Consider the following 13,725-nt stretch of genomic DNA (forward strand, 5'->3'; position numbering starts at 1 on the left):
ATGAAAAATTGAAGAAGATGTCAACCAAAATAACATATTATACAGGCAGGATATCTGTAAAGCAGCTTTGCATTGCCATATCTCTGATATTGTTTCAGTTCGTAGCCAATGTTGCATACGCTCAGAATCTTTCCAATAAGGGAAAAGATTTCTGGGTAGGCTACGGGCACCACGAATTCATGGAAATAGGGCAGAGCAACAGTCAGGAAATGATCCTGTACCTCAGTGCAGAACAGCCTGCTACTGTTACCGTTAGTATTACTGGTACTACCTGGACGCGCACTTATAATATTCCAGCCAATACTGTTATTGCTTCGGACCTGATTCCCAAATCCGGTGCTGTGGATGCCAGGCTGTATTCCCTGCCGCCTTCTTTTGGTGGTACAGGAGGTGAGGGTGTTTTTACGAATAAATCTATTCACATACAAAGTAATGTGCCTATTGTAGCCTATGCGCATATTTTCGGTAGTGCTTCTTCCGGTGCCACTATGCTGATGCCAGAAGAAACGTGGGGCTATTCCTATATCTCTGTAAATAGTATGCAGAATTATGCAAATGATTGTTTCTCGTGGATGTTCGTGATTGCCAATCAAAATAATACAGTAGTGGAAATCACGCCTTCAGTATTAACCCGTAACGGTCGTCCGCCCGGAGTGCCTTTTACCGTAACGCTTAACCGGGGAGATATTTACCAGTTGGTAGGTGCTTCATTGGGAAATGGTACAGGTAGGGAATTAACGGGTACTACTATTAAATCCATTGGTAATTCTGCTGGTGAGTGTTTTCCCGTAGCGGTGTTTTCCGGTAGCAGCCGTACCGCTATCACATGTAATAATACCAATAGTAGCGGAGACAATAATATCCAGCAGATCTTCCCCTTCCAGGCATGGGGCAAACGTTATCTCACCGCACCAAATTCTAAAGACGATACGCCGTCGACGCTGCTGTATGATATGTATAAAATAGTAGTGAAAGATCCTACCACAGTGGTGAAAAGAAATGGATTAGTGCTTACTGGTTTGTTGCCTAACTCTTCTTATGAGTATTCCAGTAATACTGCCGATTATATTGAGGCAGATAAACCGGTGTTGGTAGCACAGTTTATGCCTTCTTCCGGTGCTTGTGGTAATAACAATAACTTAGGCGATCCGGAAATGGTGTACCTGAGCCCTATAGAACAGGCAATTAAAAAGGTAGGATTTTACCGTAATAACAGGGAGTTTATAGAAACGAATTATCTTACCATGATCATTCCCACAGCAGGTGTTCCCTCTCTGCGGATAGATGGTAGCCCTTTGTTTGATTATTCTTACCCGCATCCTAACTTAAACGGTTATACGGTAGTAATAAAAAGATGGCCGGCCACCCCTGCACAATGTATTGTGAGCAGTGATTCTGCCTTTACCGCTGTTACCTATGGCATAGGTAGTGTGGAAAGCTATGGATATAATGCCGGTACCCTGATTAATAACCTGAATGCAGTAGGGGCTATTCATAATACTTATGATACTTCTAAAGCTTCCAATGATTTTACCTGTGTAAATACCCCGGTGCAGTTATCTATTTTAATGGCTTATCAACCTACCAAAATGGTATGGAAGCTTAGCTCGCTTGGTTCATCCGTGACACCTAATGCAGATGTAACGGATAATGCGCCGGTTAGCACAGGTACCGTGCTAGTAAATGGTATTACTTATTATAAATATACTTTGCCTGGTACTTACCAGTTTAGTGCGGTAGGAGAATATGATGTACCGGTGATGTCTTCGCACCCCAGTATCGAAAATTGTAACAATACAGAAAGGGTAGGATTTACAGTGGTTGTAAAAGGTCGGCCCCGTGCTGTAATGACCTATGAACATACTGGCTGTACCTTGGATACTGTTTATTTTAAAGGAGATACCAGTTTGAAAGATCCACTGATCAACCGTTGGCAGTGGGAGTTTCCCGGAGCAGTAAAAGACAGTGGAGCGCAGGTTGGGAAGGTATTTCCAGTAGGAACAGCTGCGGTGAATCTGACGGTAATTTCAAATGATGGATGTGTGGGAGATACCTCCTTCAATGTATCCACAGTAGCCAAGCCGGTAGCTTCATTTACAGCAGATGCGGCGGCATTATGCGAGGCCGGGCAGTTGAATATTACTGATAATTCTACCTATGGAGGTAGTGCGCCTTTGAAATCCTGGTATTGGAATTTTGGTAATGATTCTGTTTTGAACGCTGCTACTAATGCTGTACAAACAATTACTTACAAAGATCATAACATCTATACCATAAAGCACGTAGTAAAAGTAAGTGATCTCTGCGTGAGCGATACTGTTTCAACCGATGTAACGGTATACGCTAATCCCAGCCCGCTATTCTCTTATCCGGGCGATTGCCTGCCGGTAGATGGCCAGGTGCAGTTTACCAGTGGCGCTGTTGTACCCGATGCCCAAACGGTGAGCAGTCATGCCTGGAACTTTGGGGACGCCAATGCTACAGTTACTAACCCTAATACATCAACGTTAAAAGATCCTACGCACGATTACACCCTGTTTGGTGCTTATACTATTAAATACAGTGTTACTACCGATAAAGGTTGTACGAAAGATACTACTGTAACGGCTACGTTTAAACTGAAACCGCAGTTGGCATATACAGCATTGACTGGTGTTTGTGTAAATGTGGCTGGTAATGTATCGATCGCTAAAGCCTCTGTGCAGAATGGTGTTGTCGGCAAAGGTTATTATCGTGGTCCGGCTACCGATTCATCCGGTAATTTTACCCCTGCAACTGCCGGCGCAGGTACGCATACAATCTGGTATGTGTTTACAACTGATAGCAATTGCGCTGATTCCATTTCCACTACAATAGTGGTATATCCTAAGCCTAATGCTGCTTTTACTGCTACGGCAGATTTGTGCCTCGGGCAAAACACTGTTTTTACAGATCAGTCTACTATCTCCTCCGGAAGCATTACCAACTGGAAATGGGATCTGGCAAATGGTACACAAAAAAACAATACCGACAACAATCCGTTTACTGTCATCTACCGGAAAGATAGCAGTTACCTCGTTAAACTGGTGGCTGTGAGCGACCATAATTGTATTAGTGACACCGCCCGGTCCAGTGTAATTGTACATCCTTTACCAGTAACAGATTTCAGTTTGCCGGCCAAAGTGTGTATGCCGGATGGTAGCGCTGTTTTCACGAACCAAACAACCGTGAAGGACCAATCGGCTCTTTCTTATAAGTGGAGTTTCGGTGATGGTGGTACCAGCGTAGCGAAAGATCCTACCTGGCAGTACAAGGCCTTTGGTCCGTATAATGTAAAGCTGGTTACCTTTACTGCTTACGGCTGTAAGGATTCTACCACTAAAACATTAAGCGCCTTTTTCAGTCAGCCAGTGGCTTCTTTTAAAGTAACCCCGGATACACTCTGCCAGGGAGCTGATAACGAGTTCACCGATCAGAGTACAGACGCTACAGGAAGTATCAACAAGTGGCAATGGAGTTTTGGGGATGGTACTGTTTCTACCGAACAGCATCCGACGAAAAAATATACTGCACCTGGCGAATACAGCGTACAGTTGCAGGTATCCAACCAGTCGGGCTGTGGTTCTATTGCTTATACCAGTACGGTGATCGTATATCTGCAACCAGTTATTGATGCAGGACCATCTTTTGTAGTACCACAAGGAACTGTTATTAGTTTCATGCCAGTGGCCAATGATTCTGTTAACCTGCGCTTCTTGTGGGAACCTGTTGAAGATTTCCCTAATCCTACGGTGCTGTCGCCAGTTATACCTGCTATGCACGATGCTACTTATACGCTGACTGCTATTGGTAAACATAGCTGCATGGCCAGGGATGAGATGACGGTGAAGGTATTAAAACCTGTTACTCCGCCAAATGCTTTCTCCCCTAATGGAGATAATATCAACGATACCTGGATCATCCGTAATCTGTCTGATTATGCAGATTGTACAGTAGAAGTATTTAACAGGTATGGGGAAAGAATATACCGGTCTGCCGGATATAATGTACCCTGGGACGGCAGGTTCAAAGGCAATATTTTGCCAATGGCCACCTACTACTATGTAATCCGGCTCAGAACAGGTCTTGCACCCCTCACAGGTTATGTAACAATTATCAGGTAAAATAAATCATTCACATAAAACCGTATTGTAAATGAGAACGATCATTACAACCCTATCCATCTTTGTAGCAGCTTTATGCTCCTGCACTCGTTTGATGGCACAGGCAGACCCCCATTTTTCACAGTATTACGTATATCCATCATGGTTAAACCCAGCGCTTACTGGCGTTTTCGATGGTGACTACCGGGTAGCTGCTATTTACCGTACCCAGTGGGGAAATATCAGTCCGTTTAATACGTACGGTGTAAGCGGAGAATTACCTACTACAAAGAATATCAATATAGGCGCCAGCGTATTAAATCAAACTGCTGGAGATGGCGGATACAATTATACTACCGCTTATGTAAGCGCCGCCTACACCGGTGTAAAATTGGATGCTTCCCATTACCATCAGTTAAATTTTGGATTACAACTGGGCTTTATCCAGCGAAGATTTGATCCTTCCAAGCTTACCTATGGGGAACAATGGAATCCTGTTACCGGTTATAATCCTGGTAACCCGGTGTCTGATGCACTCACCCGTACTTCTGCCGCTTCCTTTGATGCCGGCGCTGGTGCACTGTACTATGACGCTACGCCAGGTAAAAATTTTAATATATACGGAGGCTTTTCTGTCATGCATCTTACCAAACCACAAGACCAGTTCAGCGTTAAAGGAGATGCCCGTTTTCCGATGCGGCTCAATGTACACGGCGGTGTGAAACTAACGCTGTCGGATATATTTAGTATCACCCCTAACTTCCTTTTCATGCAACAAGGACCTGCCCAAGAGAAAATGATAGGCGCCTACGGCCAATTGAATGCAGCTATAGGCACTGATTTTCTTCTTGGTATGAATTACAGGTATAAAGATGCTATTACCACGCATGCAGGATTTATTTATAAGAACATGATGTTGGGCGCCAGCTACGACATCAATACCTCAGATCTCAGCAAGATGGCGCATGGTTCCAACAGCTTTGAAATATCCCTGACGTTCATAGGCCGCAGATCAGTAAAAACACCGGATGTGGAATTTGTTTGTCCAAGATTGTAATCAACTTTTAAAAGCAACAGGTATCTCATGAAAAAAATATTTTTTACATCGGCAGTGTTGTTATCAGGCATGGTTTCATATGCCCAGTTTACCTATAACTACCTGAAAGCGGCGGATCAGTACTATAGTAAAGAGGACTACAATTCGGCTGCCACCTATTATGAAAAGTATCTGGACTCCCATAGTAAAAAGGTGAAGCCAGATACCTATAAGCCCTATGTAGCTGTAGCCGAAGAGAAACATAAAGTGATAAAAGTGAGCAGTGAACAGGAGGCAGTTTATAAATTGGCAGAGAGTTACCGCAATCTGCATAATTACGGTAAGGCAGCGCCTTATTATGCATCTGTGATGCAACTGGATCAAACCAGTAGTTTTCCACTGGCTGCTTACTATTACGCTGTTTCCCTACGTGCATTGGCCAAATACGAAGATGCTGCACAAGCTTTCCGGAACTTTCTGAATAATTATACCATTAATGATAAGTTCTCCGAAGCGGCTAAAAGAGAATTGCAGAATCTGGAATTTATCACCGCACAGTTGAATAAAAAGGACCTGTCGCAGTACAGCGTTAGAAAGGCTCCGGCAGATCTGAATACTACCGGCGCCAGTTATGCACCTTTATGGAGTAACGGTAGCAACCTGATATTTACTTCTACACGACCAGATAGTTCTTTTCAAAAAAATCATACTTATATCAACCGTTTATACACTGCCGATTATGAAGAAGGGCAGGTATCTAACATCCGGTTGTTACAACTGGATCAGCCGGAGGGCTTACACCAGGGAGCTGCTTGCTTGTCGCCAGATGGACAGCTATTATTCCTTACCCGCTGGCATATAGAGCATGGCAAAAAAATTTCTGCCATTTATGTAGCCCGTAAGAAAGGCGAGGGTTGGAGTGATCCGGCAATCATGGATACCCTGGTAAATAAACCAGGTAGCAATACCCAGCAGCCCTATATTTTAGGAGATGGTAAAACATTGTTGTATGCCAGTGACAGGGGCGATGGATATGGCGGCTTCGACTTGTGGTATGCTATCCTCGATGAAACCGGTAAACCGTTACAGACCGCAAATCTTGGTGAAGTGGTTAACACTGCCGGTAATGAACAAGCGCCGTTTTATCACGCCGCCACTGGTACGCTGGTTTTTTCTGCCGACAACCGCACCGGTATGGGAGGGTACGATTTCTTTTCCAGTAAAGGAAATATCGGTAACTGGAAAGCCCCGGTGAACATGGGGTATCCGGTAAATTCTGTAAAAGATGATATTTACTTTACCAGCAGAAGCAATAATAAAAACTTACTGGATGAAGTATTGTTGGGTACAGACAGGGATGCAGCGTGCTGTCTGGAATTATTTTTTGTGCATAGGAACCGCCCGGCAAAACAGTTAAGCGGTATCGTGGTATCCTGTGATAGCTATGCCCCGCTGGCTGGTGCAGAGGTAAACATCATCGATACAGTAAATAACAAAGTAGTGTTTACACACCGCACGGCCGCAGATGGTAGTTATGCTTTTACAGTAGACGATTTTTTACCGCTGAAAGCTGTTGCTACTGCAGATGGTTATACGACAAATTCACAACAGATACCGGTTCCCCTGGATGAAGATACTGCAGCTATTACAGCACCGGCACTATGCCTGGTGAAGCTGGTTACGCCTGAATCGTCAGTAGTACTGGATAATGTGTACTATGATTTTAATAAGGCTACGTTACAAGAAGCTTCTTTTGTTTCTCTGGACAAACTGGTACAACTGCTCACCGCCAATCCGGATATGCACATAGAATTGAGTGCGCATACGGATAGTAAAGGTAAGCCAGCATTTAACCAGCGCCTGTCTGAAGCCCGTGCAAAAAGTTGTGTGGATTATCTCGTGAATAAAGGAATTGATCCTTCCAGGCTTACTTATAAAGGTTATGGCGATACACAACCGATAGCACCTAATACCAATGACGATGGCAGTGATAATCCGGAAGGAAGGCAAAAGAACAGGAGGACGGCATTTACCATTATTAAAAAGTAACAGCCCTGCTGTTTAACCCAAAATCACTGATCCATGAAAAACATTGTGTTCACAGGTTTGCTCGTTTTGCTGATGCATTTTACTTATGCACAGCAACAGCCGCATTACACGCAGTATATCATGAATCCTTTCATTATCAATCCGGCATTAGCTGGTATTGAGAACTACTGGGACCTGCGGTTGAGCCACCGGCATCAGTGGGTAGGTATGAAAGGCGCACCGGTAACCACGTATATGACCTTGCATGGGCCTTTGCGTAAATCGGATTATAGTACCGCATCGCCCACCGGCTTTGATCCACAGGGAGATAATCCCAGGGGAAAAGCGTACTGGCAGGAGTATACTACTCCGCCTCCACATCCTGGTGTAGGGCTTACCGTGCTAAATGATAAAACCGGGCCGCTGAACCGCTTTTCCGTTACAGGGGCATATGCGCATCATATTAATCTGTCTCCCAAAACCAGCGTCAGCGCAGGTATTGGCATAGGCATGCAGCAAGTTAGCCTCGATGCAAGCAGGGTAGAGTTTTTCGACCCCTCCGATCCTGTGCTGGGTAGTAGCGTTGGTGTGCTGAATAAATGGAAACCTGAAGTTAATGCAGGATTATGGCTGTATTCAGCAGACTATTTCGCAGGTTTATCTGCCCAGAATATTATACCACAACAAATAGGATTTGATAATGGTAAAGTAGTAGGAGATTCTGTATACCGTGGAAAATTGGTGCCACATTTATTCTTTACTACCGGGTATCGCTTGTGGATAAACGACGATTTGAACGTAATGCCATCGGTGATGCTGAAACTGATTACTGCTATGCCGCTTAGCGTGGATATCAACGCCAGGTTCATGTACCGCGACAGGCTATGGTTGGGTGCTTCTTACCGGTTACATGATGGAGTGGCCGCTATGTTTGGTGTGAATATCAATTCGCAGTTTAATATTGGGTACTCCTATGATTATACGGCTTCCTCATTAAATGTAGTGAGTAAGGGAACACATGAAATCATGATCGGTTTCCTACTGGGAAACAAATATGGGGATACATGCCCGCGTAATGTTTGGTAGTATCTGTAAATTTTTCATTTTTTTAATTAATAAATAAAAACAAACAATTGTCATTATGAAACAGGTTACACGTTTTATGCCCTATGCATTGATTACCGCTGTTGTATTATTATTTGCTGCTTGCTCCAAAGACGGCGCTCAGGGACCTGCTGGTCCTGCTGGTCCCGCTGGTCCTGCAGGAATACCCGGCGCCGCCGGACCCAAGGGTGATTCAGGTGTATCTGGTTCAGCTAACGTTATTTATTCTGCCTGGCAGGATGTAAAGTTTGGACCGGTAGATACTATTTTTAACCAGAACGGTACTATTAACACTGTTATATATGGTACTACCGTACCGGTTTCGAAGTTAACACCAGCTTTGTTGGCTAATGCATCTATTAACGTATATATCAATCTGAATACAGCTGTTGATCCTTTCATACAGCCGTTGCCGTATGTAGATGAATCTGGTTACCTGATCAGATTTGTGGCTTACACCGGTGCGATTGATCTTATTGCCAATGCGCCTATCAGTACAACAACCGATAAATATTATCAGTACAGATATGTGATTGTTCCTGGTGGTGTAGGTGCAAAAGCTGCTGCTGGCATCGATTGGAATGACTACAGCCAGGTGAAAAAATATTTAAACCTCAAGGACTAGGTTGGCTTTATACCAGCTACCAGTATGCATAAGGGCTGCCCTATCCAGGGTGGCCCCTTAAAAAACATTCATTGACTAAAATATACAACAGTGCATGAACCTATATAACACCCTTACAGATCAGGAGTTGATCCGCCTGTATATTTCAGGAAATAACCCGGCCTTTACCACATTGGTACACCGTCATAAGAACAGGATCTTTACCACCATCATTTTACTTGTGAGAGACAGAAACCTGGCGGAAGATATTTTTCAGGAAGCATTTATAAAAATTGTGAATGCACTGCAATCAGGTCATTATGTTGATAATAACCGTTTCCTGGCATGGGCAGTAAGGATTGCACATAATGCCTGTATCAGTCATTTCAGGAAAGCTAACCATTGGCCCAATGCCGTTTTAGCCTATAACGATGAACTAGGTGATAGTATGGAGCTGGCAGAATATAGCCAGGAGTACCGTATGATTAAAGCAGAAGTAACTGAAGAAATCAATGTTATGCTCGATCGCCTGCCCAACACACAGCGTGAAGCACTGATACTCCGATATTATGCCGACCTGAGTTATAAGGAAATGGCCCATACTGTTGGTATCAGCATTAATACTGCATTGGGAAGAGTGCGATATGCACTGATGAATTTGCGAAAACAGGCTGGTGTGGAAAGCCTGGTATCTGTATAGCTATTCTTTTTGAAAAACAGTATGTGTTTTACGGTTCTGCTGAGGCGGTACAGTGCTTATTCTTTCGCAAACCGTACTGTCATTTCCGTTACTTCCCATATCCAGCGTGCAGGTTTCTTCTCTCCTGGTACTACAATCCTGAAGGGGCCCTTTCCCTTGGGGAGCGGTTGGCCATCTACCTGGTCGGCGAGTATAATTACGCGACTGGAAAAGGTAGTATCCAGTTCCGGCAAGGAAAACAGCACTTCGTATCCGTCGCCTGATTTTATTAATAGGTACTTCAACATATTTTCTCCCCGTAACTGAGGCCCCATTATAACGCCGGCCCGTTGCAGGATATCCGCTACGGCTACACCGCTATATAGATGTTCTTTGCCATCGCGGTCGGTACCCGCTACCGTTACTTTTTTCATGTTGGCAATGTCGGTAACAGAGAGTTTTAAAGGGCGGGTCACCTCGCCGGAAACAGCAACAATCTGCCCCGCTACGGTATGACAAAGGAGAAGAGCGATGGTTAAAATGCCAATACTTTTCATGAGTGATCAATTAAATTAAATGGATTTGAAAAAGGTGGATTGTTGATAAAAGTGCCTGGTGACCCGGGAAGGGCAGCCAGGCCTTCCCATAACCACCGATAAAATAGGCTATAAAAATAAGCGGTTTCAATGAAATTACTATCCACAGGGGTTGCATAATATGAATGTTGCTGGTGTGTAATTTGGGCAAATTTTAATGAAATAAAGCAAAAAAGTATCAGCCACTTCCGGGAATTGATTGTTAACTTCATAGGACATAAACTAATGCGTCGATGAAACCTGGAAAAACACTCCCCTCTACCATTACCATTTTTGGTGCGAAAGGGGATCTGACGAGAAGAAAGCTGATTCCTGCCCTTTATAACTTGTACACAGACAACCATCTGCCGCCCGTATTCACTATCAATTGTGTGGATTTTTTGGCGGAGGATGAGGCTGCCTTTAAAGGGGATCTGTTGGCTGGAATCAACGAATTTAGCCGGAAGGGAAAAGCTAATGACGAGCAATGGGCTACTTTTGCCAAACAGATCCATTACCTGCAAGGTGATTTTACGAAGGCAGAAACCTATGTGGAACTGAAAGGAAAAGTAGGTGCATTCGAGAAACAAGGAACACAAAGTTGTACACGGGTTTATTACTTTGCTACCTCCCCCCGTTTTATTGAAATTATTGCAGATGCCTTATATGAACACCGTTTGTGCAGCCGTGAATCACTAGACCGCATCGTTGTGGAAAAGCCGTTTGGTACAGATCTTGCAAGCGCCAAAAAGTTGAACCGTTTTCTGGCCAAACGTTTTTCTGAAAGGCAGATCTACCGTATCGATCACTACCTGGGTAAGGAGGCAGTACAAAATATCATGGCCTTCCGCTTCGCCAACTACGTATTTGAACCGATCTGGAACAAACGTTTTATTGATCATATTCAAATCAGTGTGGCAGAACAAGTAGGTGTGGGTAAGCGTGGAGGATACTACGATAGTAGCGGTGCTCTGCGGGATATGATCCAGAACCACCTGTTGCAGTTGTTGTGCATTGTGGCTATGGATTGCCCTGCCGCTTATAAAGCAGAGCAGATTCGTGATGCCAAAACCTGGGTGCTGAAAAATGTAAAGCATTATACACCTACACAAGTCTTCAAAAATGTGGTACGCGGGCAGTATACTGCCGGAACAATTAATGCGGCGCCCAGGGCAGCCTATCGTAAAGAAGAGCAGGTAGCGCCTGATTCTAACACCGAAACCTTTGTGGCCGCCCGTTTGTATGTAGACAATGAAAGGTGGCGAGGTGTTCCTTTCTTTTTGAGGACCGGTAAATCTATGCCGGTGCAATCTTCTGTTATTGTGATACAATTTAAAGATTCTCCCCATAAGATTTTTAAAGATGATATGGTACCTAACCGCTTGATCATTAGCATCCAACCGGAGCTGGAAATAAGTTTGTTATTTGAAAGTAAGGTGCCCGGTTTGCAGATGAAATTAAAGCCGGTAGAAATGGACTTCACCTATCAGGAGGCCTATAAGGAAACGATTCCGGAAGCATACGAAGCTTTATTGTTGGATGTGTTGCAAGGCGACGCTACTTTGTTTATGCGTGCAGATCAGATTGAGGCCGCATGGAAAGTGGTGATGCCAATTCTGGATGCCTGGAAGAAAAATCCGGATAAGCAGCTATATAAGTACAAATCCGGTACCTGGGGGCCGGCAGCGGCCAATGCCATTCTAAAGCCCAATGCAAAAGAATGGTTTACCCTCTCTTCCAATGGTGTTGCTAGAAAGAAAGACAATATGAGGATTGCATAAAAACAGGAGAGCAGCTGTTATTGCTACTCCCCTGTAATATTTTAAACAACTAAAGGCTATCAGGGTGTGTAGGTAACATTGCTGCCGTACAGGATACTTGATACGCCGGAAAAGAAAGTATGTTTATCTGTACTGGTAAGGTTATACCAGAGATAAACACCATATCCATTGTTTTTAGTTTGCGTAGCCAGTGAGTTGGCAGTGCTTTGGCTGGTGCTTTGTATGTCAACTGCTGCCGGGCTTAAGTTGCTTTTTGCCAGGCCGGCTACATTAGGCACAGACCAGCTGCCGTAAATAGCGTTCCAGCTGTAATTAACAAAATCGCCTGCTTTTTTGCCTCCATACGACAACCGGGAAGAAGCAGGGCCATAATAATAGAAAGAGATGATTTTGGAAGGCATCAGTTGCCGTAATTCGTCCAGCAATATTACAAAAGAGCTGTCGTTAGGCTGTGGTGTATTATTCGTGCCATAGTCTGCATATTCATCATCAAAGTCAATTCCATCCAAGCCATAATAAGCAACGGTATCACTCAGCTGCTGTGCGAAAGCATGTGCTGCTGTACGGCTCGTGAAGTTACAGAAGCCGGCTCCCTGGTGGTTGCCAAGGATGGACAGTAAAACCTTCATGCCTTTGTTTTGAAGAGGTACTATCTGGGTAGATTTGTTAGCCAGTACATTGGATACATTAGGGTTGTTATACAATACCGCTTGTTGCGTGGTAGTATTGTAATTGATGTTGGCCGCAAAGATGATGGCGATGTCGAAAAGTTGTTGGCCGCCGGTAGTAAGTGTGTATTTACCTGTGTTCAGCAAACTATTGCTGTTTACTTCTACGTAGCAAACAGACATACCGCCTGATTTGGTTACTGATAGAGTGCCGGCCGGCTTGGCTACCGCGCTGGTAGCTCCATTTAATGGGCTGATCTTGTTGTCGTTGCTTTTCTGACAGGCAGCTGCAAAGAGCATGATAGTAGCAGCTGTGGCGCCTGCGGCGGTTTGCCGCAGTTGCAGGACTTGTTTTTTCATACTGGAAATGTTTAGTGGTTTAAAAATTACGGGTTCAGTTTTGGTTAAAGGGGCCTTTCTTTTGGGTCTTATAAATAGGCGTCGCCGTTACCGTTGGTAACCTATTGCAGTAACTCCTGTTCGTTTGGCAAGGTAATCAGTAGCAAAGTGTATAGTTAATTTAGCGTGCCACCATAAAAAATAATAAACAAAGTAAATTTAGGGGACTGTAAATTAATAATGAAATAATTTATAGGGAAGGGAATTGTACGCGCAGTTGTGAAAGGTAAAAAGCCAAAAAATATGTGTATTTTCAACCTGTAACAATTGTCATCGTTTGCAACTACCAGCCTATGCCTGATCTTTACCCTGGAATACAATGGGTGGTACAGCGAAATCTGACCAATACCGCCGACCTGGAACACTTGGCGGCTGCCTGCCAGATGATGGGAAAGTGATAACAGCGTCAAAGTACCGTACTTATTTTAAGTTGACTAAAGAACGTGGATGTCCCTTTGCAGTGATTGATTTCGCAGAAAACCGTTGCCGGGAATATACTCCCCATGCGGTTTTTGTAATGGATGTATGTGAAACGGGAGATGATTTTTATATTGTAGAATGCGGTTGTATGAATGCGGCAGGGTTTTACAAGGCAGATATAGATGTGATTGTACAGGTGGTAACAGCTTATTTTTTATCGGTTGTTCATTAGCCGCTATTAGCGAATAGCTTTTCTGCTGCGCATATCCAATGCGTTGCCTGGGTATAATTTACGATATCATTTCATTCT

General features: G+C 44.0%; 10 protein-coding genes. 8 read left to right on the plus strand and 2 right to left on the minus strand.

What is annotated here, in order from left to right:
• Window positions 1-17: 17 nt before the first annotated feature.
• The 6 genes from ACDQ55_RS10775 (at window position 18) to ACDQ55_RS10800 (ending at window position 9,593) form a co-directional block, all read left to right on the plus strand.
• Window positions 18-4,142 carry a PKD domain-containing protein gene (locus ACDQ55_RS10775; protein ID WP_420981394.1) on the plus strand — a complete coding sequence of 1,375 codons (4,125 nt, stop codon included), beginning with the start codon at window positions 18-20 and terminating at the stop codon, window positions 4,140-4,142.
• Between the two features lie 31 nt (window positions 4,143-4,173).
• A complete protein-coding gene (locus ACDQ55_RS10780; RefSeq protein ID WP_420981395.1) occupies window positions 4,174-5,178 on the plus strand; it encodes a PorP/SprF family type IX secretion system membrane protein in 1,005 nt (334 codons plus the stop codon).
• A gap of 27 nt (window positions 5,179-5,205) precedes the next feature.
• Entirely contained in the window at window positions 5,206-7,206 is a 2,001-nt protein-coding gene (locus ACDQ55_RS10785; RefSeq protein WP_420981396.1) for an OmpA family protein, read from the plus strand.
• 33 nt (window positions 7,207-7,239) lie between these two features.
• The gene (locus ACDQ55_RS10790; RefSeq protein WP_420981397.1) at window positions 7,240-8,271 is read left to right on the plus strand and encodes a type IX secretion system membrane protein PorP/SprF; all 1,032 of its coding nucleotides are present in this window, start codon (window positions 7,240-7,242) and stop codon (window positions 8,269-8,271) included.
• 55 nt (window positions 8,272-8,326) lie between these two features.
• Window positions 8,327-8,914 (plus strand): hypothetical protein, encoded by a 588-nt coding sequence (locus tag ACDQ55_RS10795; RefSeq protein WP_420981398.1) that lies wholly within the window; start codon window positions 8,327-8,329, stop codon window positions 8,912-8,914.
• Between the two features lie 94 nt (window positions 8,915-9,008).
• The gene (locus tag ACDQ55_RS10800; RefSeq protein ID WP_420981399.1) at window positions 9,009-9,593 is read left to right on the plus strand and encodes an RNA polymerase sigma factor; all 585 of its coding nucleotides are present in this window, start codon (window positions 9,009-9,011) and stop codon (window positions 9,591-9,593) included.
• Window positions 9,594-9,649: 56 nt separating this feature from the next.
• Here the strand turns inward: ACDQ55_RS10800 and ACDQ55_RS10805 are convergent, their stop codons facing one another.
• Complete coding sequence (locus tag ACDQ55_RS10805) at window positions 9,650-10,129, minus strand: molybdopterin-dependent oxidoreductase (protein WP_420981400.1); 480 nt, start codon at window positions 10,127-10,129, stop codon at window positions 9,650-9,652.
• A gap of 272 nt (window positions 10,130-10,401) precedes the next feature.
• On the opposite strand from ACDQ55_RS10805, the gene zwf reads away from it, so the two are divergent.
• Window positions 10,402-11,928 carry a glucose-6-phosphate dehydrogenase gene (gene zwf / locus ACDQ55_RS10810; protein ID WP_420981401.1) on the plus strand — a complete coding sequence of 509 codons (1,527 nt, stop codon included), beginning with the start codon at window positions 10,402-10,404 and terminating at the stop codon, window positions 11,926-11,928.
• 59 nt (window positions 11,929-11,987) lie between these two features.
• Here zwf and ACDQ55_RS10815 read toward each other — a convergent pair whose 3' ends face one another.
• On the minus strand, window positions 11,988-12,956 hold the full coding sequence (locus ACDQ55_RS10815) for an endo-beta-N-acetylglucosaminidase H (RefSeq protein WP_420981402.1): 969 nt from the start codon (window positions 12,954-12,956) through the stop codon (window positions 11,988-11,990).
• Between the two features lie 358 nt (window positions 12,957-13,314).
• On the opposite strand from ACDQ55_RS10815, the gene ACDQ55_RS10820 reads away from it, so the two are divergent.
• Window positions 13,315-13,647 (plus strand): ATP-grasp domain-containing protein, encoded by a 333-nt coding sequence (locus ACDQ55_RS10820; RefSeq protein ID WP_420981403.1) that lies wholly within the window; start codon window positions 13,315-13,317, stop codon window positions 13,645-13,647.
• Window positions 13,648-13,725 lie beyond the last annotated feature (78 nt).

The sequence above is a fragment of the Chitinophaga sp. 30R24 genome (assembly GCF_049056765.1).
Classification (GTDB): Bacteria; Bacteroidota; Bacteroidia; order Chitinophagales; family Chitinophagaceae; genus Chitinophaga.